Raw genomic sequence first — 24,174 nt, 5'->3', positions numbered from 1 at the left:
GGCTGTTACGCGCACCGGCGGCCGCCCCGATCGGCCCCGGTGCCGCACGGCAACAGTCGCCGCACAGCACACGGGACCCTCCCCCGAAAGGATCTTCATGCTCCGCCGCACCACTCTCGCCGCCGCCTCGCTGCTCGCCGCCGGCCTTCTCGTCCTCACCGCCTGCAGCGGCGGGAGCGGCGACGTCGCGCCGACGTCGCCGGGCGAGCCCGACCCGGACGCGTCTGTCGCGATCCGGCTGGTGCTGGAGCCGGGCAACCTCGACATCCGCGAGACGGCGGGCTCGGCGCTCGATCAGATCCTCGTCGACAACATCTACCAGGGGCTCGTCGCCCGCACGCCCGAGCAGGACATCGTGCCGGCGCTCGCGAGCGACTGGACAGTATCTCCCGACGGCCTCACCTACACGTTCACGCTCCGCGAGGGCGTCACCTTCCACGACGGGCAGGCGCTGACCCCGCAGGACGTCGTGTGGTCGCTCACCACCCGCCGCGACACCCCTGAATGGCGGGATTCCGCCCGGCTGGCGAACGTCACGTCGATCGCGGCCGAGGGGCAGGACGTCACGCTGACCCTCAGCGCGCCGGACTCGACACTGCTGTGGAACCTCACCGGCCGGGCCGGCATCGTCCTCAAGGAGGGCGACACCGTCGACTACAAGACCGCCGCGAACGGCACCGGTCCGTTCGTGCTCGCCGACTGGCGCCAGGGCGACAGCATCACCTTCTCACGCAACGACGCGTACTGGGGCGACAAGGCAGGGGCGGCGGAGGTCGTGTTCGACTACATCCCCGACAACCAGGCCGCGCTCAACGCGGCGCTCGCGGGCGAGGTCGACGTGCTCACCGGGTTCGACGCCAACCTGAAGGACCAGGTCGAGGCGAACGGCGACTTCTCGCTGGTGCTCGGCCAGTCCACCGACAAGGGCACGCTCGCCTTCAACCAGACGTCGGGCCCGCTCGCCGACAAGCGCGTGCGCCAGGCCATCCGTCAGGCGATCGACCACGACGCCATCATCGAGGCGCTCGCCTCGGGGCAGACCCAGTACGGCCCGATCCCCGAGCTCGACCCCGGCTACGAGGATCTCTCGGATGTCGCCCCCTACGACCCGGAGGCCGCCAAGGCCCTCCTTGCAGACGCCGGCGCCGAGGATCTGGAGCTCACGCTCACGATCCCGAGCTTCTACTCGACGACGATCCCGCAGATCCTCGTGTCGGACCTCGACGAGGTCGGCATCACGCTCGATGTGAACTCCGTGGACTTCACGACGTGGCTCACCGACGTCTACACGAACCACGACTACGACCTCAGCTTCGTGCTGCACACCGAGGCCCACGACTTCGAGAACTGGGCGAACCCGGACTACTACTTCACCTACGACAACCCGGAGGTGCAGGAGCTGTACGCCCGGTCGCTCGCCGCGACCGACGAGGCCGAAGCGGCCGATCTGCTGAAGCAGGCCGCCCGCATCGTGTCGGAGGACTCGGGCGCCGACTGGCTGTACAACGGCGCGTCCGTCGTCGCGGTCGGCACTAACATCACCGGTATGCCCTCGATCAACGTGAACGAGCGCCTGAACATCGCCGAGATCGCCAAGAGCAACGGGTGATCCGGTACGCGCTGACCCGTCTCGCCCTGCTTCTGCTCGGGCTTCTCGTCGCCAGCGTGCTGATCTTCGTCACGCTCCGGGTGCTCCCGGGTGACATCGCGCATCTCATCGCGGGTGTGGGATCGAGCCCCGAGCAGCAGGACGCCATCCGGGAGCGGCTCGGTCTCGACCGGCCGCTGCCGGAGCAGTACCTCGACTGGATCGGCGGCCTCCTCCGCGGCGATCTCGGGACGTCCCTGCTCACAGGATCCCGCGTCGTGGACGAGCTCGCCCAGAAGGCCGAGGTCACGGTGCCTCTCGGCATCCTGTCGCTCCTCATCGCCGTCGTCATCAGCGTGCCGCTCGGCGTGCTCTCGGCGATGCGGCGCGGCCGGGCCGACGGCACGGCACTCAGCGTCGGCGCGCAGGCGGTTGCGGCGGTCCCGGTGGTGTGGGCGGGCATGATGCTCGTCGTCGTCTTCGCCGTCTGGCTCGGGTGGCTCCCCGCCCAGGGCTTCCCCCGCGCCGGGTGGGACGACCCGTCGGCGGCGCTGCGCTCGCTGATCCTCCCCGCGCTCACGATCGGCATCGTCGAGGGCGCGATGCTGCTGCGCTTCGTGCGCAGCGCGACCCTCCAGGCGGTCGGGCAGGACTTCGTGCGCACGGCCGCGGCGAAGGGACTCACCCGCGACCAGGCGCTCATCCGCCACGGCCTGCCCGTCGTCGGTCTCTCGGTGATCACCGTGCTGGGCCTGCAGGTCGCCGGCATCATCGTCGGCGCCGTCGTGATCGAGCAGCTCTTCTCGCTCCCCGGCATCGGCCGCATGCTGGTCGCCGACGTCGCCGCGCGCGACCTCCCCAAGGTGCAGGGCGAACTGCTCGTCCTCACCGGGTTCGTGCTCATCGTAGGGTTCGTGGTCGACCTCCTGCACCGCGTCATCGACCCCCGTCAGCGGGAGGCCTCGTGAGCCGTTCGACGGGTTCAGGAACCGGCGGCCCGGCTCCCACGGGTGCGACGACGGATGCCGGAGCCGCGGCGCCGGCCGCGGCGCGGCGTCGGTCGCGCTGGGCGTGGCTGCGGCGGCTGTGGGGGCTGTCGACGGGCCGGTTCGGCCTCATCGTCGTCGCGGTGGTCGTCCTCACCGCTGTCATCGCCCGCTTCTGGACGCCGTTCGACCCGCAGCAGGTCGAGATCTCGGACCGCTGGGCGCCTCCTGGCTGGCCGCACCTGCTCGGCACCGACGGGTCGGGCCGCGACATCCTGAGTCTGCTGATGGCCGGCGCCCGCACCACTGTGTTCGTCGCCGTCGGCGCCGGGGTCGTCGCGACGGTGATCGGCATCTCCCTCGCCGCGCTCGGCGCGCTCACCGCGCGGTGGGTGCGCGAGTCGGTGGCGGTGTTCGTCGACATCCTCATCGCGTTCCCCGTCCTCATCATCGCCATGATGATCTCGGCGGTGTGGGGCGGATCGCTGTGGGTGGTGATCTGGGCGGTCGGCATCGGCTTCGGCGTGAACATCGCGCGGGTGACCCGCCCGGAGCTCCGACGGGTGCTGCAGAGCGACTTCGTGCTGGCCGGCCGCGCGTCGGGTCTCACCCCGGCGCAGAATCTGTGGCGGCACCTGCTGCCGAACGTCGCACCGGTGTTCATCGTGCAGCTCTCGTGGGGCATGGCGGTCGCCGTGCTCGCCGAGGCGGGCCTGTCGTACCTAGGCTTCGGCGCACCGGTGACCGAGCCGTCCTGGGGCCTCCTGCTCGCTCAGCTGCAGCAGTTCATCGCGGTGCACCCCCTGTCGGTGGTGTGGCCGGGCCTCGCCATCACGCTCACGGTCCTCGGCCTCAACCTGCTGGGCGACGGCTTGCGCGAGGCAACCGATCCCACCCTCTCGCGCAGCCCCTTCGCCACGCGCCGCGCGCGCCTGCACATCCCCGAGGTGGTGTCATGAGCCTCGAGGTTGACGACCTCACGATCGAGATCGGCGGGCGCCGTGTCGTCGACGGCGTGTCGTTCGCCGTTCCCGACGGCGCCCGGGTGGGCCTCATCGGCGAGTCGGGGTCGGGCAAGTCCCTGACCGCCCTCGCCGTGCTCGGGCTGCTGCCCGACGGCGCGACCGCCGGGGGCAGCGTGAGGTGGAACGGCCGCGAGATCCTCGGCCTCGCCGACGGCGAGCTCGCACAGCTCCGCGGCGACGAGATCGGCATCGTGTTCCAGGAGCCGCGCACCGCCCTCAACCCCATCCGCACCGTCGGCAGGCAGATCGGCGAGTCGATCCGCATCCACGAGGGGCTGTCGAAGCGGGATGCCGCGGCCCGCGCCGTCGCGGAGGCGTCCCGAGTCGCACTCCCCGATCCCGACCGCATCGTGGCCCGCTATCCGCACCAGCTGTCGGGCGGCCAGCGGCAGCGCGTCGCGATCGCCATGGCTCTCGCGTGCCGCCCGCGGCTGCTGATCGCCGATGAGCCGACCACGGCCCTCGACGTCACCATCCAGGCCGAGATCCTCGACCTCCTGCTGTCGCTCGCGCGTGACGACGGCATGTCGCTGGTCTTCATCACCCACGACCTCGCCGTGCTGTCGCAGATCGCCACTCACGGCGTGGTGCTCGAGCACGGGCGCGTCGTCGAGCAGGCGCCGGTGGCCCAGCTGCTGTCGGCACCGGCATCCGTCGTCACGCAGGAGCTGCTCCGTGATGCGACCGCCACGCTCTGGCGGCCGGGGGGCGCCGAGTGAGCGTGCTGATCCGCGGCCGAGGGCTGACGCGCCGCTACCCCGCCCCGAAGACGGGGTTCTTCGAGCGGCGCAGCTTCACGACCGGACTCGAGGACGCCGACATCGATGTGCGCGAAGGCTCGTCGGTCGGCCTCATCGGCGAGTCGGGCTCGGGCAAGTCGACCCTCGTACGACTGCTGCTCGCCCTCGACAGCCCCTCTGCCGGCACCGTCGAGTTCGACGGACGCCCCGTCGACGCCCGCGCCTCGGCGCGGTCGCTGCACTGGCTGCGCCGGCAGACCGGGATCGTGTTCCAGGACCCCTACGCGTCGCTCGATCCCCGCATGAGCGTGGGCCGCATCGTCGGCGAGCCGCTGTGGGCGCTCGGGATCGACGGCGACCGCCGGGCGCGCGTGCGCGAGGTGCTCGACGACGTCGGGCTCGAAGCCGGCATGGCCGACCGGTTCCCGCACGAGTTCTCGGGCGGGCAGCGCCAGCGGATCGCCCTGGCCCGCGCCATCGTGCATCGCCCGCGCCTGCTCGTCGGCGACGAGCCGCTGTCGGCGCTGGATGTCACGGTTCGCGCCCAGATCCTCGAGCTGCTCGGCGAGCTGCGCGTGAGGGACGGGCTCGCGCTGCTGCTGGTCTCGCACGACATCGGCGTGGTGCAGAACCTCTGCGACGAGGTCGTGGTCATGAAGGACGGCCGCATCGTCGAGGAAGGGCCGACCGAGAAGGTGCTGCTGCAGCCCCAGGTGGCGTACACGCGACGGCTGCTGGCCTCCATCCCCGTCATCGACGCCGACGCCACCTGATGCGTCTGCGCCGGGTCGGCGGGGCGAAAGCCGGCGTCGGCGGCCGCCGATAGGTTCGGAGCATGGCCCCCGGAATCGTTCCGCCGTACCTGCTCGCCCGTATCGCCGCCCTGCAGGAGGAGGGCTGGGCGCGCGCCGCCGAGGCGGCCCGCTCGACGCTCGCCGCGCCGCGCGAGTATCGCCCGGTGAGGTCGCGGCTGCGGCTGTCGATCCAGGAGCCCGGCACGCTCGTCGCCGAGGCGACGCCGGCTCCCGACCGCGAGATCTCCGATGCCCGGCAGCGCGAGGTCGTGCCCGGTGTTCGCGTGCGCGGCGAGGACGACGCCGCCACCGGCGACACCGCCGTCGACGAGGCGTTCGACGGGCTCGGGGCGACCTACGACTTCTGGTGGGACGCGTTCGCCCGCGACAGCATCGACGGCTCGGCCGGCTCGCTGCTGGCGACGGTCCACTATGGCCGCGACTACGACAACGCGTTCTGGAACGGCGAGCGCATGGTGTTCGGCGACGGCGACGGCGAGGTGTTCCGCGGGTTCACCGGGTCGCTCAGCGTCATCGCGCACGAGTTGGCACACGGCGTCGTCGAGGACGAGGGCGGGCTCCTCTACCGCGGTCAGTCCGGTGCGCTCAACGAGTCGATCGCCGATGTGTTCGGCGCTCTCGCCGATCAGCACCGCAACGGGCAGACCGCCGACGCGGCGAGCTGGCTCATCGGCGAGGGCATCTTCACGGATGCCGTTCAGGGGCGCGCCCTGCGGTCCCTCGCCGCTCCCGGCACGGCGTACGACGACGATGTGCTCGGCAAGGATCCGCAGCCCGCCCACATGCGCGACTACGTCGACACCCGCGACGACAACGGGGGCGTGCACATCAACTCCGGCATCCCGAACCACGCGTTCTACCTCGTCGCGACCGCGCTGGGCGGCCATGCCTGGGAGAAGGCGGGGCTGATCTGGTACCGCGCGCTCACCTCCGGCACGGTGCCGTCCACGGCGGATTTCACGACGTTCGCCCGCGCCACCCTCGCCGCGGCGGCCGCGGAGTACGGTGAGAAGTCGGAGGAGGTCGACGCCGTCCGCGCCGGGTGGGCGGGCGTCGGCGTGATCCCGGATGACCCAGAACCCGACTCCTGAGACGACCGGACCGACCGACGCGGAGCAACCGCTGCCCGCGGTCGAGGTGGACGTCGCGCGCACCGGCGGCATCGCCGGCATCACGCGCCGCTGGTCGGCCCAGCCGCCCGAGACCGAGGCGTCCGAGTGGATCACGCTGATCGACCGCTGTCCGTGGAACGAGGCGCATCCGGCACCCGGCGGAGCCGCCAGGGCGGAAGACGACGCGCCGCAGCGGATCGCGGCGCAGGCCCCCGCCGACGATGCCCAGGCGACGCCTGTCGAATCCCGCAGTCCGATGCCCGACGGCTTCGTGTGGTTCATCCGCGCGAGCTGGTCGGGGACGGACCCGCGGGAGGCGGAGCTGTACGACGACCAGGTCGTGGGTGCCTGGCGGGAGCTCGTCGACGCCGTGCGCGACTGGAGCCGCAAGGGCGCGTCCGCCGCGCCGGAGCGGCCGGGCCGATGACGCTCAGCGGGTGAAGAGGCCCTTCTTCTTCACCGGGTTGAGGGCCTTCTGCATGTAGATCGTGCCGAGCCACCGCCCGAACTTGAAGCCCACGCGACCCATGCGACCGACCTCGACGAAGCCGAGCTTCTCGTGCAGGGCGATCGAGCCCTCCGCGCCCTTGTCGCTGATCACCGCGACCATCTGGCGGATGCCGACCGCTTCGCTCGCCTCGATGAGCGCCTCGAGCAGCGCCTTGCCGAGGCCCTTCCCGGTCGCCGCCTGCCCGAGGTAGATCGAGTTCTCGACCGAGTACCGGTAGGCGGACTTGCTCGACATCGGCTGCACCAGTGCGTACCCGAGGATCTGCCCCGAGGGTGACTCGGCGACCAGGAACGGCAGGCCCTGCTTGGCGAGACCGTCGCGCTTCTTTCGCCACTGCCGCAGCGACCACGTGTCTTCGTCGAAGGTCACCACGGAGTTGGTGACGTAGTAGTTGTAGATCTCGCGGATGTCGGGCATGTCGCGGTCCTCGACCGGGCGGATCGTGAAAGAGAAGGGGCGCTCGGGCTCGGGCTGGCGCTGCAGGTGCCGCGGCAGGCGCCGCCGATCCTTCTCGTATTCCTCCTCGAGCATGCGCTCCTCCTCGATGTCCGGTGAGCGGGACGCCCTAGGCGGGCAGCCGCCAGTCGACGGGTGTCGCGCCCTGCTGTGCGAGCAGTTCGTTGGCGCGCGAGAACGGCCGCGAGCCGAAGAAGCCCCGGCTGGCCGACAGCGGCGACGGGTGCGGCGACTCGATGATCGGCGTCGTTCCGAGCAGCGGCCGCAGGTTCGCGGCATCCCGCCCCCAGAGGATCGCGACGAGCGGCTGGTCGCGGGCGACGAGGGTGCGGATGGCGTGCTCGGTCACCTTCTCCCACCCCCAGCCTCGATGGGATGCCGGGGCCCCGGGCGCCACGGTCAGCACGCGGTTGAGCAGCATGACGCCCTGGTCGCTCCACGCCGACAGGTCGCCGTGCGGGGCGCGCGGGATGCCGAGGTCGGCCTCGAGCTCCTGGTAGATGTTGGCGAGGCTCCGCGGCAGCGGCCGCACGTGCGCATCGACGGCGAAGGACAGCCCGATCGGATGCCCCGGCGTCGGGTAGGGGTCCTGCCCGACGATGAGCACCTTGACGTCGGGCAGCGGGCGCTGGAACGCGCGCAGCACCCGGTCCCCGGCCGGCAGGTAGTGGCGGCCCGCGGCGACCTCCGCCCGGAGCCGGTCCCCCAGTGCGGCGATGTCGGGCGCCACGGGCTCGAGCGCCGTCGACCAGTCAGGGTCGATGAGGCCCGCGTCGGCGAGCTCGGGCAGCGTGAGGGGCATCACGGTGCCTCGGCCCGTGTCGCGGTCGTCGTCATGACGAGCTCGATACCGCCCTCGACCGTCGTCGCCGCGAACGAGACCGTCGCCGCCGAGAGCTCCTCGAGCGAGGCGACGTGCGTCCCTCCGCACGGGATGCGCGCGGCCCCGCCGGGCAGGTCGCACACCCACGTGCGGCGGTCGGCCAGGGCATCGCCGTCGCGTTCGATGCGCACGGCGCCGCCGGCCGCGAGCCACTGCGCCAGCTGTGCGTCGACGCGCGCGGCGAGCGCGTCGAGGTCGGCGAGCGCCTCCGGGTCGAATCCCTTGCGCCGCAGCGACTTGCCGATGCGGTACACATCGACCGAGCCGTCCGCGACGATGCGCGACTCCTGGATCGCGAGCGCATCGAAGGCCGGGGAACCGAGGGCGTCGGCCGGGGCATCCTTCCGCCAGGCGCCCGCGAGAGCCGCATCGAGGGCGAGCGAGGCGAGGTGGCACGCGGTGTGCCCGGCCGACAGCGCGACGCGGTACGCGGCGTCCACCGTCACCTCGACGGCGTCGCCTTCGGCGATCGGCGCCTCGCCGTCGACAACGTGCGCCACGACGAAGGTCCACCCCTCGGTGCCGGTGCGCACCGGCACCTCCGCGCCGAGCAGGAGCCGGTCCGCGGGTGATGCGTCGACCGGAAGAGCTCCCACCACCGCGGCGATCACCGTGAGGTCGGCACCGTCGACGCTCAGCGTGCCGCGATCGGCCGGCTGGTCGGGCCACGCCGTGTCGACGGGATGGAACGCTGTCTCGTCGAGCACGACGGCCCTACGGCCGTCACCGGCGTCGGCGACGTGGACGACAGTGCTCCGGGAGGCGATCGCGCCCGCCGGATAGGTGACGGCAGTGCCGCCGGTGGGGATCACAGCTCCTCCGTGCCGCGAGGGCGCAGCGGACCGCGGGCGAGGAGGAACTGCGCAGACTGGGCGACCGGACGCATGGTGATGAGGTCGAGGTTTACGTGGCCGGGTGCGTTGAGCGCGTAGGTGATCACGTCGGCCACGTCGTCGGCGGTCAGCGGATTCTCGACGCCGTCGTAGACGCGCTCGGCGGCGGCGCTGTCGCCGCCGAGGCGGTTGAGGGTGAACTCGGGCGTGTGCACCATGCCGGGGGCGATCTCCACGACGCGGATCGGCTCGCCGTTGAGCTCGAGGCGGAGCGCGTGCGCCAGCATGGCCTCGCCCGCCTTGGCGGCGTTGTAGCCGGCGCCCCCGGCGTACGCGGTCTGCGCGGCGGTCGAGGTGACGAAGAGGGTGTCGGCGTGACCGTCGGATGCCGCGGCCCGCCGCAGCTGCGGCAGCAGCGCCGACACGAGCCGCTGCGCCGAGAGCACGTTGGCCTCGAACATCCACTGCCAGTCCTCGACGCGGCCGTCCTCGACGCGGTCGGTGCCGCGTGCGCCACCGGCCACGTGCACGAGCGCGTGGAGCGGTCCGGTCTCGGCCAGGAAGGCGGTGAGCGCCTCCACGTCGGCATCGGATGTCAGGTCTGCCGCGAAGGCGTCGGCACCGGTCTCGGCCTCGAGCGCTGCGAGTCGGTCGGCGCGTCGCGCCACACCGACCACGTCCCAGCCGGTCGCCCGCAGTGCGCGCACCGCCGACTCCCCGATCCCCGAGCTCGCGCCGGTCACCACTGCACGTCTGTTCGCCATGCCTCCACGCTACCCACCCGCGTGCCCGCCCCCACACTCGTTGACGTGCGCTGCCGGTAGGCGACGCGCCGGGAGCGCCGCACATCCCGCGCAAGTGAACGGGGAACGGCGGCGAGGAGAGCCGAGGAGGTTACGTCACATTTCCCGCGGGTTGTTGACAACAGGGGCGGTCCGTACTGTCGAACCCGGCTGGGGGCGCCTGCTCCCGGCATCCGATCCCGCAGGAGCAAGCCATGTCCGCACCCGAGAACTGGCGTTTCGAGACCAAGCAGATCCACTCGGGGGCGCAGCCCGATCCGGTGACGAAGGCTCGCGCGACGCCGATCTACCAGACCACGTCGTACGTCTTCGACAACGCCGACCACGCGGCGAACCTCTTCGCTCTCGCGGAGTTCGGCAACATCTACACGCGCATCCAGAACCCGACGCAGGCCGTCGTCGAGGAGCGCCTCGCCGCACTCGAGGGCGGCACCGGTGCCCTGCTCCTCGCGAGCGGGCAGGCCGCCGCCACCTCGGCCGTCCTCAACATCGCGGAGTCCGGCGACCACATCGTCTCGTCGAGCTCGATCTACGGCGGCACGTACAACCTCTTCAAGTACACGCTCGCCAAGCTCGGCATCGAGACGACGTTCGTCGAGAACCAGGACGACCCCGAGGAGTGGCGCCGCGCCGTCCGGCCGAACACGAAGCTGTTCTTCGCGGAGACCATCGGCAACCCCAAGATCAACGTGCTCGACATCCGGGCCGTCGCCGACGTCGCGCACGAGAACGGCGTGCCGCTCATCGTCGACAACACGATCGCCACCCCGTACCTCATCAAGCCGTTCGAGCACGGCGCCGACATCATCGTCCACTCCGCCACGAAGTTCCTGGGCGGCCACGGCACCACCATCGGTGGCGTGATCGTCGACGGCGGCACCTTCGAGTGGTCGAAGAACGTCGACAAGTTCCCCGGCCTGACTGTGCCCGACCCGTCGTACCACGGTGCGTCGTACACCGCGGCGGTGGGCGACGGCCTCGCCTACATCATCAAGGCGCGCGTGCAGCTGCTGCGCGACCTGGGTGCGGCGATCTCGCCGAACAGCGCCTGGCTGCTCATCCAGGGCATCGAGACGCTGTCGCTGCGCGTCGAGCGTCACGTGCAGAACGCGCAGGAGATCGCCGAGTGGCTCGAGAACCACGCCGACGTCGCGTCGGTCAACTACTCGGGCCTGCCGACCTCGCCCTGGTACGCCGCCGCGAACAACTACGCCCCCAAGGGCGTCGGCGCGGTGCTGTCGTTCGAGCTCAAGGGCGGTGTCGAGGCGGGCCGCGAGTTCGTCAACTCGCTCACGCTGTTCAGCCACCTGGCGAACATCGGCGACGTGCGCTCGCTCGTGATCCACCCCGCGTCGACGACGCACTCGCAGCTCACGCCCGAGCAGCAGCTCACGACCGGCGTCACGCCGGGCCTCGTGCGCCTCTCGGTCGGGCTCGAGAACATCGACGATCTCAAGGCCGACCTCGAGCAGGCACTCGCGGCGGCCCGGCGCGTGTCGGAGGCCGCTCGCGCCTGATACCCCTCCTCGGGACACACGGATGCCTCGGCCCGGCGCACTGCGCCGGGCCGAGGCATCCGTCATTCGCCGCCGTCGGAAGCCAGGTCGGCGGACAGCTGCTCGCGGGTGAGCTGCGCACCGGCCACCGGACGCGGCAGCGGCGCCGCTGCGGCGTTGGTGTGCCACGGCTGCGCGTCAGCAAGGGTGTCCTCGCTCGCGTCCGCGGAATCGAAGAGCACGTCGGCGTCGTGATCGATGTCGTGCTCCTCCGGCGGAGCAGACGGCGATGGCTCGTGGGCGGGCATGAAGGGCTCAGCGCTGGACATGCGCGCATCATCCCACGCGCGGGTGCACGGCCGATGTCACGCGCCGCGCCGGTACCCGTAACAGACCGCGTCGGCCCGCACCGGCACGCGAGAATGGACGAATGGACTGGCAGACCTCCGAAGACACGGTGCCCAGCGCGCCGGTGACGGAGGCCGACGCCCGGCTGCTGCTGGGGCGTCCGCCGGCGACCGGCGCGTGGCGTGACGGCGACCCCGTCGGCGACCGCCACTTCGCCGCCTTCGGCTCGTTCCGCACCGAGGGCGGTCGGGAGCTCCCCGCCTACCGCCTCGCCTATGAGACGTGGGGCGAGCTCAATTCCGCGCGCGACAACGCCGTCCTCGTGCTGCACGCCCTCACCGGCGACAGCCACGTGCGCGGACCGGCCGGGGCGGGCCATCCGACCTCCGGATGGTGGGACGACATCGTCGGCCCGGGCGCACCCATCGACACCGACCGCTGGTTCGTCATCGCTCCGAACATGCTCGGGGGCTGCCAGGGCTCGACGGGTCCGGCCTCCATCGGCCCGGACGGCTACGAGTGGGCATCGCGCTTCCCGTACCTCACGATCCGCGACCAGGTCGCCGCGCAGGTGCGCCTGGCCGACGCGCTCGGCATCGACGTCTGGGCTGCGGTCGTCGGCGGCTCCATGGGCGGCATGCACGCGCTCGAGTGGGCGGTGATGCTGCCCGATCGTGTCGCACGCGTCGGCATCCTGTCGTCGCCCCCGGTCAACACCGCCGATCAGATCGCCCTCAACTCGGTGCAGCAGGAGGCGATCCGCATCGATCCGCGCTTCCAGGGCGGCGAGTACTACGACGCGGGCGACGGGGACGGCCCGAACCGCGGACTCGCCCTCGCCCGCCGCATGGCCCTCCTGAACTACCGCTCCCCCACCGAGCTCAATCAGCGGTTCCAGCGCAGCTGGCAGTCGGGCGTGAGCCCGCTCGGCCACGACGGACGCTTCGCGGTCGAGTCCTACCTCGATTTCCACGGCAACAAGTTCACGCGGCGATTCGACGCGAACTCGTACATCACGCTCGTCGAGGCGATGAACTCCCACGACGTCGGCCGTGATCGCGGCGGCGTGGAGGACGCGCTCGCCCTCGTCACGGCCACGACGCTGGTGCTCGGCATCGACAGCGACCGGCTGTTCCCCATCGACGGGCAGCACCGCATCGCCCGCGGCATCCGTCACACCCTCGACGGGGACCGCGCCGTCGTGCTCTCGAGCGACTTCGGCCACGACGGCTTCCTGATCGAGACGCACGCGGTCGGCGCGCACCTGCGGCGCCTGCTCGAATCCTGATTCGCGTCACGGGCGTATCACCACCGCGCCTGTCCCCCTCCCACTGGGCAATGTCCCAAGGAGGGAATCATGAGCACTGATACCAGATCGGGTGCCGAGTCGCCCGAAGACGCGTTCGCCGCGCAGCCCTTCCTGCGTGAGCAGCTGGGCCTCAACGGCACCCGCGAGAGGTCGCCCGGTGAGAAGCGGCAGGCGCCACGGCTCCCCGTCGACATCCGCGCTTCGCTCGAGCTCGTCAGACCGGACCACGGCCGCTTCCACGGCGCCAAGTTCTCGCTCGGGTACTTTCCGGCACACGACGTCTTCGCGTCGGACGCCGACAAGTTCGGGTACCTGACGAAGGCCAAGGTGCGCGCGGCCAGCCGGTTGCCGCTCGACGACGCGACGCGCGACCTGCTGACTCAGCTCGGCAACCTCATGGCCAACAGCGGCCGCGAGACCGCAGCCGACTCGGCGACACCGTCGGGCTACACGTATGTCGGGCAGTTCGTCGACCACGACATCACCCTCGACGTGTCGTCGGCGCTCGATTCTCCGGCGATCGTCGACGCGACGATCATCAACAACATGCGCTCGCCGATGCTCGATCTCGACAGCGTCTACGGCAAGGGTCCGGCGGTGGACGCGTTCCTCTACGCCGCGCCCGCACCGGGAGAACCGGCATCCGCGTTCCGCATGCTGCTCGGCACGAACCTTCCCAGTGGTCCCGGCGGCGCCGGCGGCGCCGCGGGCGGCGGCGGGATGGTCGCGCACACCGATTTCGACGTGCCGCGAACGTCGGCGCTCACGGCGATCATCGGCGACCCGCGCAACAACGAGAACCTCATCGTGTCGCAGCTGCACCATGCGATGCTGCGCTTCCACAACGCCATCGTCGACCAGCTGATCGCGTCGGGCTTCACCGGCGACATCTTCGTCGAGGCGAAGCGGCAGGCGACGCTGCACTACCAGTGGGCGGTCGTGCACGACTTCCTGCCGCGCATCTGCGGTCAGGCGGCGGTCGACGACGCGCTGGCGAACGTGAAGGCGAAGCCGAACAGCAGGTTCCAGATGCCGGTGGAGTTCTCGGTCGCCGCGTACCGGTTCGGGCACAGCATGATCCGTGACGAGTACTGGCTGAACTTCGAGCTGCGGAACAAGCCGATGTCGGACGTCTTCGCCTTCATCCACGAACCGCACCTGCCGGTGCGCTCGAACTGGGTCGTCGACTTCAACGCGTTCTTCGAGACCGGCTTCGCCGTGCCCGTGTTCAACAGCGCGCGCAAGATCGACAGCGTGCTCGCGAGCGCGCTCGAGGACCTCGACGGCTCGGGCACCAACGCGCTCATGAGCATCCTCGCCACGCGCAACCTGCTGCGCGGCCTCGTGCTCGGCCTGCCGAGCGGCCAGGCGACGGCGGCGGCGCTCGGCGTGCCGGCGCTCACCACCGCCCAGCTCATCGACGGACTTCCGGCCGACGAGGTCGCGGTCCTGCAGCAGCAGAACGGCCTTCTCCTCGAGAAGACGCCGCTCTGGTACTACGTGCTGCGCGAGGCGATGGTGACGAGTGCCGGAGAGCACCTCGGACCGCTCGGCGGGAAGATCGTGGCCGATACGTTCGTTACGCTGCTGCGACGGGATGCGCTGTCGATGCTGAACGTGTCGTTCATCCCGACGCTTGGGACCGCCCCGGGGGCGTTCACGTTCGCGGACTTGGTGCGCGTCGCCGATGTGATCGGCGCCTGAGGCCGGCTCAGCCCGTGCGCTCGTAGCGCCACGGGAGAGCGCCGATCTCGAGGCGATGATGGGATCCGGATGCCGCTGCGGCGGTATCCGGATCCCATTCGTCGTCGCCGCGCCACAGCAGCACGGGTCCGTCGCCGCCCCGGCGTGCCACCGTCTCGAAATGCTGGACGCCGCCCAGTCGCGCGGCGCCGAGGACGGACGCGCTGTCGGCGTGGCCGGCCAAGCCGTGCAGCGTCACCCAGGTCGGCGGGTACAACGTGAACTCGCCGCGGCCGTGCCGCGCCAGCGCGTCGGCCGGACGCACCCACTCGGCGGCGACCGCCTCGTCGGCCGACAGCGCGAGCACGCCCGCTGCGGCGGGTGCGACGAAGAACCACGTGCGGATCCGCAGCGCGAGTCCGGGCGGCGGGTCCCAGCACGACAGGGTCACGAGGGTGTCGGGGTCGAGAGCGAGCGCCGTCTCCTCGCGCGTCTCGCGAACCCCCGCGATGCGGGCGACCGCCTCCTCCGGCTCGGCGGCGGCGCGGCGGTCCGCCGCCTCGAGCTTGCCGCCCGGAAACACCCACGCGCCGGCGAACGAGCCGCGGTCGGGCCGTTCGATCATCAGCGCCTCGAGCCCGTCGGCCCCGTCGCGCACGAGGACGACGGTCGCCGCCACGGGAACCGACGGGTCTGTCGCGTCCTCGGGACGCCGCGCCCGCGCGCCGCCCGTCGAGTCGCTCAGCGCCTGCAGCGCGCGGTCGGCGGGCGTGGGCTCCGGCATCCGCTCACTCTACCCAGCGGTCGAACCACGTCCACCGCGCCCGCGCGCGATCGTCGGACCGGGGCTGAGCGGGCGCCTGACGGCGCTCACACCATGACGAGGCTGCGGCGGCGCTCAGCCGCGATGCTCGCCAGAGCGAGCACGAGACCGGCGCCGGCGAGCGCCACGCCGACCCACGCGGGTGCGAGGAACCCCCAGCCCGCCGCGATCACGACGCCGCCGAGGAACGCGCCCAGGCTGTTGCCGATGTTGAGGGCGGAATGGTTGAGCGCGGCCGCGATCGACTGGTTGTCCTGCGCGACGTCCATCAGGCGCGTCTGAATCGTGGGGCTGAGCGCCGACGCGACGAAACCGGTCGCGAACACGAAGAAGCCCAGGGCCCAGATCCACTCCGCCGTCACCGCGAGGAGCGCGAGCACGACGGCGAGCCCGATCAGCCCGCCGACGAGCGTCCGCTTGAGGTCGACGTCGGCGAGGTGCCCGCCGACGAGGTTCCCGACGGTCATGCCGAGGCCCATGACGACGAGCACGATCGGCACGACCCACTCGGGCGAGCCCGCGACCTCCGTCACCAGCGGGGCGATGTAGCTGTAGACGGCGAAGAAGCCGCCGAAGCCGATCGCACCGACACCCAGCGCGAGCCAGACCTGCCCGATGCGGAACACCTTGAGCTCGGCCCGCATGGTGCGGCTCGGGTCACCCGGTCGCTCGGGCACGAAGGACGCGATGAGGATGGTCGCGGCGGCGAAGATCGCGGCAACGACCATGAACGCGGCGCGCCAGCCCACCTGCTGCCCCAGGTAGGTGCCGAGAGGCACGCCGACCACGTTCGCGACGGTGAGGCCGGTCAGCACGAACGCGACGCCCTTCGCGCGCATGCCGGGGCCCAGCACGTCGGCGGCGACGAGCGCGCCGATGCCGAAGTAGGCGCCGTGCGGGAGGCCCGCCAGGAACCGGGACGCCGCGACCCACTCGAACGTGGGGGCGAGGAAGGTGAGCGCGTTGAAGACGGTGAGTGCCAGGGCGAGCCCGATCATGACGCGCTGGCGCGGATACTTCGCCACGGCGCCGGCGATCGTCGGAGCACCGACGACCACGCCGAGCGCGTACAGCGAGATGAGCCAGCCTGCCTGCGCGATCGCATCTTCGGAGCGCGTGGCCCACAGCGAGGGCAGCAGGTCCACCGCGATGTTCGGCAGGAGGCCCATCACCACGAACTCGGTCATGCCGATGCCGAAGCTGCCGACGGCGAGCGACAGGAGCGCCCACATCGCGGCCTTCTTCGACAGGGAGGAGGTCGTCGGTTCCGAGGAGGGCACCGCGTCACGCTAGCGGGAGGCCCCGCCCGCTGTCGAATCGATTCGGCGCCCGACGTCGCATTGACCTGCGCGGCGGTGCGACCGGGCTCTAGTCCAGCCCGCCCTCGACCTCCTGCCGCTCGATCGCGGCTTCCAGGCGCGCGATCTTGCCGTCCAGCTCACCCGCGTGTCCGGGCCGGATGTCGGCCTTGAGCACGAGCGAGATCCGCGAGCCGTACGGTGCCACCGCGTCGGTGGCCCGCTTGACGACGTCGAAGACCTCGTCCCACTCCCCCTCGATCTCGGTGAACATCGAGGTCGTGCGGTGCGGCAGGCCGCTGTCGCGGACCACACGCACGGCGGCGGCCACGGCGTCGTGCACCGAGCCGTCGGCGCGGCCGGTCCCACTGGGGGCGACGGAGAAGGCGACGAGCATTCGAACCTCCGGTTCTCGAGGGGTGTCGCGGAGCCACGACGGTGGCGCGGCCCCGACCTACTCTGGCACGCGCAGCGGCGCCGACCGGCGCACGCGCACACGCACACGCACCAGGCGCACCACGACCCATGCGAACAGGCCGACGAGCAGCACGTTGCGCACGACGAGGAGCGCCACTCCTGCGGGCATGAGCGCCAGGATCGCGTCGTACCAGAAGGGGAAGATCAGCTGCGTGAGCACCAGGATGACCAGCGACAGGACGGCCGGCCGCCACCAGCGCCGCACCTGGAGGACGAGCCCGACGACCACCGGCGCCACGAGCCACGTCATGTACTGGGGCGAGCCGACCTTGTTGAGCACGATGAACCCCAGGACCAGTGCGGCGGCCAGTGGCGGGAACAGCGCGACGAACGACGCTCCCCGCCAGGCCTTGACGGCCCCGACCGCCGCGATCCCCAGCATCCCCGCGATGAGCACGGGCGTCATGACGGCGATCACCACGTCGATGGCGGGTCCGGTCACCTGGAACGTGATCAGGTCCCGGTCGTAGAAGACCTCCGCGCCGGGGAGTCCGGCCGCCGCGAGGAGCATGTAGGGCGTGCTGACCGGAGCCTCGATCTGGAGCCCCCGCGAGGTCTGGTCGCCGACGAAGCTCAGCAGGTGGGCGCCGCCACCGGCGAGCACGACCGTGATTATCACCACCGCCGAGACGATCGCAGCGCCACCGACGACGGCGAGTCGGCGCCGCAGCGCGATCAGAGCCGCGGCGAGCAGCGCAGCCGGCCAGACCTTGATCCAGGTGGCGACGGCGAGAAGCGCCGAGCCGAGCCACGGCCGCCCCACGAGCCACAGGGCGCCGGCGATCGCGAGCGGCACGGTGACCGCGTCGAGCCGGAACATGCCCACACCGCCGAGCGCCAGGATCGCGGCGAGCCAGAACCCGGCGGCGACCAGGCGCCCGCGTGACCTGCCGTTCCCGAGCAGCACCGCGAACGCCGCCGCGTCGACTGCTGTGACGAGCAGCCCCCACCCGAGCGTGTAGTCCACGATGCCGCTGAATGCGCCGACCAGGAGGATCGGGAGGTGAGCCGCCGGCGGGTAGACCCAGTCCTCGGTGATGCCGGGGAAGGCCTCACCCGTGAGAGTGCGACCCGCCCACCACCGGTACAGCTGGTCGACGTCCCACGAGGCGGCGTGATCGCCCGCGAAGCCGAGCCAGATCACCACGGCGTGCACGAGGACGAACGCCGCCCACATCACCACCCGTCGCGCCACCCCACCATCCTAGGGAGGGGTCGAGAAGGGACCGCGACCGCTCAGCCCCGCGCGAGGACCTCGGCGACCGCCTGCGGCAGCGCCTCGGCGACGTCGAGCGCCGTGATCGGGCCGTCCCCCAAGGGCGGCGAGCTGGAAGACCCGGCGATGCTCGCTCCCGTCGCCGCGATGGCGCCCGCCCGCCCATGCAGCCACGCCCCCGAGGCCGCGATCGCCGCGAGGGACGCGGCATCCGTGTGCTCGTCCCGCGCCACCGCGCCGGCGACGAGGGCGCCGATCACCCCAGCGAGCACGTCGCCCGTGCCGGCGGTGGCGAGCCACGGGGTTCCCGACTCGACGGTGGCGGTCCATCCGTCGGGGGCGACCACGACGGTGACAGCGCCCTTGAGCAGCACGACGGCGCCCGTGGCCTCGGCGGTCTCGCGCGCCGCGGCTGCGCGGTCGGCCGGCGCATGCCCGAGGCCGAGTGCCGAGCGCAGTCGTGCATGCTCGCGGTCGTGCGGCGTGAGGATGCGCGGCGCGGTGGCCTCGGCGGCGAGATCGAGCGCGCCCGCGTCGACGACGACGGGGTCGGTGTCGGACAGCAGGCCCCGCAACGCGTCGGTGTCGGCAACGGTACGGACCGCGGCATCCGTTCCCGATCCGATCACCCACGCCTGCACCCGCCCGTCGGCGGTCACCGTCTCGGGCCGGCGCGCCAGCACCAGATCGCTCGGGCGGTCGGGGCCGAGGTAGCGCACCATTCCCAGGCCGGTGCGCCAGGCAGCCTCGACGCCCAGCACGGCCGCACCCGGATACGCCTGGGAGCCCGTTCGCATGCCGAGCACGCCTCGGGAATACTTGTCGTCGTCGGCCGTTGGCCTCCGCAGGGCGCGAGCGGTGTCGGCGCGCGTCCACGTCCTCACCATGTGGTCACAGTACCGCGCACCCGATCCCCTCCGGAGACCCGATGACCCGCCTGTTCACTCCACTCACCCTGCGCGACGTGACGGTGCGCAACCGCCTCTGGGTCTCGCCGATGTGCCAGTACAGCGCGGTCGACGGGGTGCCGCAGGAATGGCACCACACCCACCTCGCGCAGTTCGCCTCGGGCGGTGCCGGCCTCGTCGTCGCGGAGGCGACCGCGGTCTCGCCGGAGGGGCGCATCTCGCCCGAAGACACCGGCCTGTGGAACGACGAGCAGGGCGACGCGTGGGCCCCGATCGTCGCCGCGATCCGCAGTCGCGGTGCGGTCGCCGGTGTGCAGCTGGCCCACGCGGGGCGCAAGGCGTCGACCTGGTCGCCGTTCTCGGGCCGGCGCGGCTCGGTGGCCGCGACCGATGGGGGCTGGAGCACGGTCGCGCCGTCGGCGATCGCGTTCGACGGCTACGCCGAGCCGGTCGCCCTGGACGTGGCGGGCATCGATCGTGTCGTCGTCGACTTCGCGTCGGCCGCACGCCGTGCCGTCGCCGCCGGATTCCAGGTGCTCGAGCTGCACGCCGCCCACGGCTACCTGCTGCACCAGTTCCTGTCGCCGCTGTCGAACCGGCGCGACGACGAGTACGGCGGCTCGCTCGAGAACCGCGCGCGGCTGCTGCTGCGCGCGCTGGAGGCCGTGACGGATGCCGCTCCCGGCGTTCCCGTGATCGTGCGGTTCTCGGCCACCGACTGGGCGGACGGCGGCTGGGACGCCGACGAGACGGCGACCGTCGCACGCTGGGCGGCGGACCGGGGCGCCGACTTCTTCGACATCTCCAGCGGCGGGCTCGTCGCCCACCAGAAGCTGACGACCGGTCCCGGCTACCAGGTCGCTCTCGCCGCGCGCGTGCGCCGCGAGGCCGGTGTCCCCGTGAACGCCGTCGGCATGATCGACGACGCCGCCCACGCCGAGCGCGTGCTGGCCGAAGACGCCGCCGACGCCGTGATGGCCGGCCGCGAGTGGCTGCGCGACCCGCACTACGGGCTGCGCGCCGCCGACGAGCTCGGTGCCGAGATCGACTACTGGCCGAAGCAGTATCTCCGCGCCCGCCGCTGACGGCGGGATGCGAAAGGGCGGATCCCCGGGGACCCGCCCTTCGCTCGATCTCGGATATCAGAAGCCGCGACGACGGGTCGCGTCCTGCACCTCTCCGATGAGCTCTTCGATGATGTCCTCGAGGAACAGCACCGCGGTGATCTGCCCGGCGTCGTCGCGCACCTGGGCGAGGTGTCGGCCGGCGCGTCGCATCAGGGCGAGCGCGTCCTCGAGGTCGGTCGACTCGAGCACGGGCACCATGTGGTGGATGCGTTTGGTCGGGATCGGGCGTGCCACGTCGGTGGCGGCATCCGGTCCCTCCGCGGCCCGCAGGATGTCCTTGAGGTGCACGTAGCCGACCGGCACTCCCGCCTCATCGACGATCACGTAACGCGAGAAGCCGTGCTTGGCGACCGCCCGCTCGATCTCGGCGGGAGTCGTGGTCTGCGGCAGCGTCACCAGCTGCGACAGCGGCAGCGCGACCTCGGCGGCCTTCTTGTCGGTGAACTCGACGGCGGCCGCGACCGTTCCCGCGGAGTCGTCGAGGACCCCCTCGATGCGGGACTGGTTGACGATGGTCGCCACCTCTTCGAGCGTGAAGGTCGAGGCCGCCTCGTCCTTCGGCTCGACGCGGAAGAGGCGCACCACGTGGTTCGCGATCCAGTTGAGGCTCACGATGATCGGGTGGAAGAGCTTCGACATCCACACCAGCGGCGTCGCGAGCATCAGCACGGCGCGGTCCGGCACCGAGAACGCGAGGTTCTTGGGGACCATCTCGCCGAAGACGACGTGCAGGTACGACACCAGCACGAGTGCGACGGCGAACGCGACCCCGTCCACCACGGCCTCCGACCAGCCCGTGAGCCCCAGCGGGGCGGCGAGGAGGTGGTGGATGGCGGGCTCGGAGACGTTCAGGATGAGCAGCGAGCAGATCGTGATGCCGAGCTGGCTCGTCGCCAGCATGAGCGTCGCGTGCTCCATCGCGTACAGCGCGGTCTTGGCAGACCGCGATCCCTTCTCGGCGAGCGGCTCGATCTGCGAGCGGCGGGCGGAGATGACGGCGAACTCGGCGCCGACGAAGAAGGCGTTGGCGATGAGCAGCACCAGCAGCCAGGCGATTCCGGCCCAGTCGTTCATCGGTGATCACCCGCCTCGATCGTCGCGTCCTCGTGCGGCATCGGAGTCGGCGTGAACCGGACGCGGTCGACCCTGCGTCCTTCCATGCGCTGCACCTCGAGGGTGCCGTCCTCGATCTCGACGGCGTCGCCGACGACCGGGATCCGTTCGAGCACGCTCATGATGTATCCGCCCACGGTGTCGTACACGTCCCCCTCGGGGATGCGGATGCCGGTGCGATCGCGCACCTCGTCGGGTCGGAGCTCGCCGGGGAAGATGACGGTGTCGTCGACGCGCACGATGCCCGCGCGACGGCGGTCGTGCTCGTCGAGCACCTCGCCGACGATCTCCTCGACGAGGTCTTCGAGGGTGACGACGCCCGCAGTGCCGCCGTACTCGTCGACGACAACGGCCATCTGGTAGCCGCGGGAGCGCAGCTCGGCGACGAGCACATCGAGGTGGACGGCCTCGGGGAAGCGCAGCGGCTCGGTGGCGAGCGCGGCGGCTGGCACGTCGGCGCGACGCTCGCGGGGCACGCCCACGGCCGCCTTGAGGTGCACGATGCCGGTGATGTCGTCCATGGACTCGCCGTACACGGGGAAGCGGCTGTGCCCGGTGCGGCGAGCCAGCTGGATGACGTCCTCGGCGGAGTCGTCGGCGGCGAGCGCATGGATGCTCGGCCGAGGGGTCATGACGTCGGCCGCCGACAGCCGCGCGAAGGTGAGGCTGCGGTCGAGGAGCGAGGCGGTGTCCTCCTCCAGCACGCCCGCACTGGCGGAGCGGCGGACGAGGCTCGACAGCTCCTCGGCCGTTCGCGCGCCGGAGAGCTCCTCCTTCGGCTCGATGCCGACCGCGCGCAGCACGCCGTTCGCGCTGCCGTTCAGCACGGCGACCGCAGGACGGAACACCGTCGTGAACGCCACCTGGAACGGCATGACGAGTTTGGCGGTCTGTCGCGGGATGGCGAGGGCGAAGTTCTTGGGAACGAGCTCGCCGAGGATCATCGAGAACACCGTCGCGATCGAGACGCCGATGACCGCCGCGAGAGGCCGCGAGACGCCGACCGGGATGCCCCAGGCGTCGAACACCGGTGCGAGCAGGTTCGAGATCGCCGGTTCCATCGTGTAACCGGTCAGCAGGGTTGTCAGCGTGATGCCGAGCTGCGCGCTCGAGAGATGTGTGGAGGTGATGCGCAGCGCGCTGATCGTCAGCGCGAGACGGGTCTCACCCGCCTCCTGGCGGGATTCGAGATCGGCGCGGTCGAGGTTGACGAGCGCGAACTCGCTCGCCACGAACAGGCCGGTGCCGATCGTGAGCAGAAGCCCCACGCCCAACATGACGTAATCCATCACGCATCACCCCCGTTGCGTCGGAGGAGGGGTCGGTGGGGCGATTGTCTGCAACTAGGAGGGTCGTCCATCGTGCCGACAAGTCTACGGCAGGGGGTGCGGAGCCCGACCGGTCGGCTGTCAACCCCCTCTTCGATCCGGCACGTCGACCGCACGATGGTCCGCCCCGGGTGAACAGCGCCGGGCACGACGGATCGGAGGGGCCATGACGACGACGGACCACCAGCGGGATGGACGAGGAGCCCCGGATGCCGAGCACCCCGACAAGCCCGACACCCCCGCCGAGATCGAGAAGCGCTCGTGGAAGTACGTCTTCGTCAAGACCGCGCGCGAGTTCTCGTCGGACGAGTGCACCGACATCGCCGCGGCCCTCACCTACTACTCGGTGCTGGCGATCTTCCCGGGTCTCGTCGCCGTCTTCTCGATCTTCGGCCTGATCGCAGGCAACGGCGGGGCCACCGACGCCATCCTCGGAGTCGTGGAATCCGCGGCACCCGAGACCGCCCGGACGCTGCGCGGACCGCTCGAGCAGCTGGCGGACTCTCCCGCCGCCGGCTGGGGACTGGTCCTCGGCCTTCTCCTGGCGATCTGGTCCGCCTCGGGTTACGTCGGCGCCTTCGGCCGCGCCATGAACCGCATCTACGAGATCGAGGAAGGCCGGCCGTTCTGGAAGCTGAAGCCGGCTCAGCTGCTGGTGACCGTCATCGGCGTCGCACTGATCGTCGTCGCACTGGTGATCCTCGTCGTGTCGGGACCGGTCGCCGACGCCGTCGGCTCGGCACTCGGACTCGGGGAGGTCGCCACGACCGTGTGGGAGATCGCCAAATGGCCGGTGCTCGCGGCGATCGTCGTGCTGATGGTGGCGATCCTCTATTACGCGACGCCCAACGCCAAGCAGCCGAAGTTCCGCTGGATCAGCCTCGGGTCGCTGCTGGCCATCCTCGTCCTCGTCGTCGCGTCAGTGGCCTTCGGCCTCTACGTCGCGAACTTCTCCAACTACGACCGCACGTACGGGTCGCTCGCCGGCGTCATCGTCTTCCTGCTGTGGCTGTGGATCGCGAACATCGCGCTGCTGTTCGGCGCGGAGTTCGACGCCGAGCTGGAACGCGGACGCCAGCTGCAGGCGGGTATCGCCGCCGAGGAGGACATCCAGTTGCCGCCCCGCGATACACGCAAGAGCGACAAGGCCGCCGAGAAGGAGCGCCACGACGTCGAGGAGGGTCGCCGCATCCGGGAAGAGCACGACGACGACGACGCGGACGCCACGAGTGACAAGACCTCGTCCCGCAGGCAGGGATGATCGATGCCTACCCGTGTCATCCGGTCGACGCAGTG

At 71.3% G+C, this 24,174-nt stretch carries 24 protein-coding genes; 12 read left to right on the top strand and 12 right to left on the bottom strand.

Going from position 1 to position 24,174, the window contains the following annotated elements; all coding sequences use genetic code 11:
- The first annotated feature begins 97 nt into the window (after positions 1–97).
- From Q9R08_RS12770 to Q9R08_RS12740, 7 genes are all read left to right on the top strand, one after another.
- Positions 98–1,609, top strand: coding sequence for an ABC transporter substrate-binding protein (locus Q9R08_RS12770; protein ID WP_308868422.1), 1,512 nt, complete (start codon positions 98–100; stop codon positions 1,607–1,609).
- On the top strand, positions 1,606–2,556 hold the full coding sequence (locus Q9R08_RS12765; RefSeq protein WP_308868421.1) for an ABC transporter permease: 951 nt from the start codon (positions 1,606–1,608) through the stop codon (positions 2,554–2,556). The genes Q9R08_RS12770 and Q9R08_RS12765 overlap by 4 nt, the downstream gene beginning before the upstream one ends.
- A 107-nt stretch (positions 2,557–2,663) precedes the next feature.
- Entirely contained in the window at positions 2,664–3,533 is an 870-nt protein-coding gene (locus Q9R08_RS12760) for an ABC transporter permease (protein ID WP_308868501.1), read from the top strand.
- Complete coding sequence (locus Q9R08_RS12755; RefSeq protein ID WP_308868420.1) at positions 3,530–4,318, top strand: ATP-binding cassette domain-containing protein; 789 nt, start codon at positions 3,530–3,532, stop codon at positions 4,316–4,318. Before Q9R08_RS12760 ends, Q9R08_RS12755 begins: the two co-directional genes overlap by 4 nt.
- 23 nt (positions 4,319–4,341) lie before the next feature.
- On the top strand, positions 4,342–5,112 hold the full coding sequence (locus tag Q9R08_RS12750) for an ATP-binding cassette domain-containing protein (protein WP_418001351.1): 771 nt from the start codon (positions 4,342–4,344) through the stop codon (positions 5,110–5,112).
- A 62-nt stretch (positions 5,113–5,174) separates the two neighbouring features.
- Positions 5,175–6,245, top strand: coding sequence for a M4 family metallopeptidase (locus tag Q9R08_RS12745; RefSeq protein WP_308868418.1), 1,071 nt, complete (start codon positions 5,175–5,177; stop codon positions 6,243–6,245).
- The gene (locus Q9R08_RS12740) at positions 6,223–6,693 is read left to right on the top strand and encodes a hypothetical protein (RefSeq protein WP_308868417.1); all 471 of its coding nucleotides are present in this window, start codon (positions 6,223–6,225) and stop codon (positions 6,691–6,693) included. The genes Q9R08_RS12745 and Q9R08_RS12740 overlap by 23 nt, the downstream gene beginning before the upstream one ends.
- A 3-nt stretch (positions 6,694–6,696) precedes the next feature.
- Here the strand turns inward: Q9R08_RS12740 and Q9R08_RS12735 are convergent, their stop codons facing one another.
- From Q9R08_RS12735 to Q9R08_RS12720, 4 genes are read right to left on the bottom strand one after another with little or no spacing between them, the layout of a single operon-like run.
- Complete coding sequence (locus Q9R08_RS12735) at positions 6,697–7,308, bottom strand: GNAT family N-acetyltransferase (RefSeq protein WP_308868415.1); 612 nt, start codon at positions 7,306–7,308, stop codon at positions 6,697–6,699.
- 34 nt (positions 7,309–7,342) lie between these two features.
- A complete protein-coding gene (locus Q9R08_RS12730) occupies positions 7,343–8,035 on the bottom strand; it encodes a uracil-DNA glycosylase (RefSeq protein WP_308868414.1) in 693 nt (230 codons plus the stop codon).
- Positions 8,035–8,928 (bottom strand): alanyl-tRNA editing protein, encoded by an 894-nt coding sequence (locus Q9R08_RS12725; RefSeq protein WP_308868413.1) that lies wholly within the window; start codon positions 8,926–8,928, stop codon positions 8,035–8,037. The genes Q9R08_RS12730 and Q9R08_RS12725 overlap by 1 nt, the downstream gene beginning before the upstream one ends.
- Positions 8,925–9,713, bottom strand: a complete 789-nt coding sequence (locus tag Q9R08_RS12720; protein WP_308868412.1) for an SDR family oxidoreductase — start codon at positions 9,711–9,713, stop codon at positions 8,925–8,927. Before Q9R08_RS12720 ends, Q9R08_RS12725 begins: the two co-directional genes overlap by 4 nt.
- Before the next feature lie 233 nt (positions 9,714–9,946).
- Here Q9R08_RS12720 and Q9R08_RS12715 point away from each other — a divergent pair, with 233 nt between their 5' ends.
- Positions 9,947–11,269, top strand: a complete 1,323-nt coding sequence (locus Q9R08_RS12715) for a bifunctional o-acetylhomoserine/o-acetylserine sulfhydrylase (protein ID WP_308868411.1) — start codon at positions 9,947–9,949, stop codon at positions 11,267–11,269.
- 62 nt (positions 11,270–11,331) lie between these two features.
- Here the strand turns inward: Q9R08_RS12715 and Q9R08_RS12710 are convergent, their stop codons facing one another.
- Positions 11,332–11,577 (bottom strand): hypothetical protein, encoded by a 246-nt coding sequence (locus Q9R08_RS12710; RefSeq protein ID WP_308868410.1) that lies wholly within the window; start codon positions 11,575–11,577, stop codon positions 11,332–11,334.
- A gap of 101 nt (positions 11,578–11,678) precedes the next feature.
- Between Q9R08_RS12710 and metX the strand changes: the two genes are divergently transcribed.
- Positions 11,679–12,884 carry a homoserine O-acetyltransferase MetX gene (metX, locus tag Q9R08_RS12705; protein ID WP_308868408.1) on the top strand — a complete coding sequence of 402 codons (1,206 nt, stop codon included), beginning with the start codon at positions 11,679–11,681 and terminating at the stop codon, positions 12,882–12,884.
- Between the two features lie 69 nt (positions 12,885–12,953).
- Positions 12,954–14,609, top strand: coding sequence for a peroxidase family protein (locus Q9R08_RS12700; protein ID WP_308868407.1), 1,656 nt, complete (start codon positions 12,954–12,956; stop codon positions 14,607–14,609).
- A gap of 7 nt (positions 14,610–14,616) precedes the next feature.
- Here the strand turns inward: Q9R08_RS12700 and Q9R08_RS12695 are convergent, their stop codons facing one another.
- From Q9R08_RS12695 to Q9R08_RS12675, 5 genes are all read right to left on the bottom strand, one after another.
- Positions 14,617–15,372: an NUDIX domain-containing protein gene (locus Q9R08_RS12695; RefSeq protein ID WP_308868406.1), complete on the bottom strand. Its 756-nt coding sequence runs from the start codon at positions 15,370–15,372 to the stop codon at positions 14,617–14,619.
- An 86-nt stretch (positions 15,373–15,458) separates the two neighbouring features.
- A complete protein-coding gene (locus Q9R08_RS12690) occupies positions 15,459–16,643 on the bottom strand; it encodes an MFS transporter (RefSeq protein ID WP_308868500.1) in 1,185 nt (394 codons plus the stop codon).
- Positions 16,644–16,779: 136 nt separating this feature from the next.
- A complete protein-coding gene (locus Q9R08_RS12685; protein ID WP_308868405.1) occupies positions 16,780–17,106 on the bottom strand; it encodes a thiamine-binding protein in 327 nt (108 codons plus the stop codon).
- 57 nt (positions 17,107–17,163) lie between these two features.
- The gene (locus Q9R08_RS12680) at positions 17,164–18,381 is read right to left on the bottom strand and encodes a glycosyltransferase 87 family protein (RefSeq protein WP_308868403.1); all 1,218 of its coding nucleotides are present in this window, start codon (positions 18,379–18,381) and stop codon (positions 17,164–17,166) included.
- 41 nt (positions 18,382–18,422) lie between these two features.
- Complete coding sequence (locus Q9R08_RS12675; RefSeq protein WP_308868402.1) at positions 18,423–19,289, bottom strand: ADP-dependent NAD(P)H-hydrate dehydratase; 867 nt, start codon at positions 19,287–19,289, stop codon at positions 18,423–18,425.
- A 41-nt stretch (positions 19,290–19,330) separates the two neighbouring features.
- Between Q9R08_RS12675 and Q9R08_RS12670 the strand changes: the two genes are divergently transcribed.
- Entirely contained in the window at positions 19,331–20,395 is a 1,065-nt protein-coding gene (locus tag Q9R08_RS12670; RefSeq protein WP_308868401.1) for an NADH:flavin oxidoreductase/NADH oxidase, read from the top strand.
- A 57-nt stretch (positions 20,396–20,452) separates the two neighbouring features.
- On the opposite strand, the gene Q9R08_RS12665 is transcribed toward Q9R08_RS12670, so the two are convergent.
- Together Q9R08_RS12665 and Q9R08_RS12660 are read right to left on the bottom strand one after the other, a co-directional pair.
- Complete coding sequence (locus Q9R08_RS12665; RefSeq protein ID WP_308868400.1) at positions 20,453–21,511, bottom strand: hemolysin family protein; 1,059 nt, start codon at positions 21,509–21,511, stop codon at positions 20,453–20,455.
- Positions 21,508–22,839 carry a hemolysin family protein gene (locus Q9R08_RS12660; protein WP_308868399.1) on the bottom strand — a complete coding sequence of 444 codons (1,332 nt, stop codon included), beginning with the start codon at positions 22,837–22,839 and terminating at the stop codon, positions 21,508–21,510. Before Q9R08_RS12660 ends, Q9R08_RS12665 begins: the two co-directional genes overlap by 4 nt.
- A gap of 205 nt (positions 22,840–23,044) precedes the next feature.
- On the opposite strand from Q9R08_RS12660, the gene Q9R08_RS12655 reads away from it, so the two are divergent.
- Positions 23,045–24,139: a YihY/virulence factor BrkB family protein gene (locus Q9R08_RS12655; RefSeq protein ID WP_308868398.1), complete on the top strand. Its 1,095-nt coding sequence runs from the start codon at positions 23,045–23,047 to the stop codon at positions 24,137–24,139.
- The last annotated feature ends 35 nt before the right edge of the window (positions 24,140–24,174 follow it).

The organism is Microbacterium psychrotolerans, assembly GCF_031085295.1.
Lineage (GTDB): Bacteria > Actinomycetota > Actinomycetes > Actinomycetales > Microbacteriaceae > Microbacterium > Microbacterium psychrotolerans.
Note: the sequence above shows the minus strand (reverse complement) of the source record. Positions and strands in the feature narration are given on the sequence as shown.

Bases quoted from the DNA above. Each gene is read 5' to 3' on its own strand.
- Q9R08_RS12660 (WP_308868399.1), bottom strand. From the start codon at position 22,839: ATGGATTACGTCATGTTGGGCGTGGGGCTTCTGCTCACGATCGGCACC.
- Q9R08_RS12670 (WP_308868401.1), top strand. From the start codon at position 19,331: ATGACCCGCCTGTTCACTCCACTCACCCTGCGCGACGTGACGGTGCGC.
- Q9R08_RS12735 (WP_308868415.1), bottom strand. From the start codon at position 7,308: ATGCTCGAGGAGGAATACGAGAAGGATCGGCGGCGCCTGCCGCGGCAC.
- Q9R08_RS12715 (WP_308868411.1), top strand. From the start codon at position 9,947: ATGTCCGCACCCGAGAACTGGCGTTTCGAGACCAAGCAGATCCACTCG.
- Q9R08_RS12745 (WP_308868418.1), top strand. From the start codon at position 5,175: ATGGCCCCCGGAATCGTTCCGCCGTACCTGCTCGCCCGTATCGCCGCC.
- Q9R08_RS12770 (WP_308868422.1), top strand. From the start codon at position 98: ATGCTCCGCCGCACCACTCTCGCCGCCGCCTCGCTGCTCGCCGCCGGC.
- metX (WP_308868408.1), top strand. From the start codon at position 11,679: ATGGACTGGCAGACCTCCGAAGACACGGTGCCCAGCGCGCCGGTGACG.
- Q9R08_RS12700 (WP_308868407.1), top strand. From the start codon at position 12,954: ATGAGCACTGATACCAGATCGGGTGCCGAGTCGCCCGAAGACGCGTTC.
- Q9R08_RS12755 (WP_308868420.1), top strand. From the start codon at position 3,530: ATGAGCCTCGAGGTTGACGACCTCACGATCGAGATCGGCGGGCGCCGT.
- Q9R08_RS12665 (WP_308868400.1), bottom strand. From the start codon at position 21,511: ATGAACGACTGGGCCGGAATCGCCTGGCTGCTGGTGCTGCTCATCGCC.
- Q9R08_RS12710 (WP_308868410.1), bottom strand. From the start codon at position 11,577: ATGTCCAGCGCTGAGCCCTTCATGCCCGCCCACGAGCCATCGCCGTCT.
- Q9R08_RS12675 (WP_308868402.1), bottom strand. From the start codon at position 19,289: ATGGTGAGGACGTGGACGCGCGCCGACACCGCTCGCGCCCTGCGGAGG.
- Q9R08_RS12730 (WP_308868414.1), bottom strand. From the start codon at position 8,035: ATGCCCCTCACGCTGCCCGAGCTCGCCGACGCGGGCCTCATCGACCCT.
- Q9R08_RS12655 (WP_308868398.1), top strand. From the start codon at position 23,045: ATGACGACGACGGACCACCAGCGGGATGGACGAGGAGCCCCGGATGCC.
- Q9R08_RS12685 (WP_308868405.1), bottom strand. From the start codon at position 17,106: ATGCTCGTCGCCTTCTCCGTCGCCCCCAGTGGGACCGGCCGCGCCGAC.
- Q9R08_RS12720 (WP_308868412.1), bottom strand. From the start codon at position 9,713: ATGGCGAACAGACGTGCAGTGGTGACCGGCGCGAGCTCGGGGATCGGG.
- Q9R08_RS12740 (WP_308868417.1), top strand. From the start codon at position 6,223: ATGACCCAGAACCCGACTCCTGAGACGACCGGACCGACCGACGCGGAG.
- Q9R08_RS12690 (WP_308868500.1), bottom strand. From the start codon at position 16,643: ATGTGGGCGCTCCTGTCGCTCGCCGTCGGCAGCTTCGGCATCGGCATG.
- Q9R08_RS12695 (WP_308868406.1), bottom strand. From the start codon at position 15,372: ATGCCGGAGCCCACGCCCGCCGACCGCGCGCTGCAGGCGCTGAGCGAC.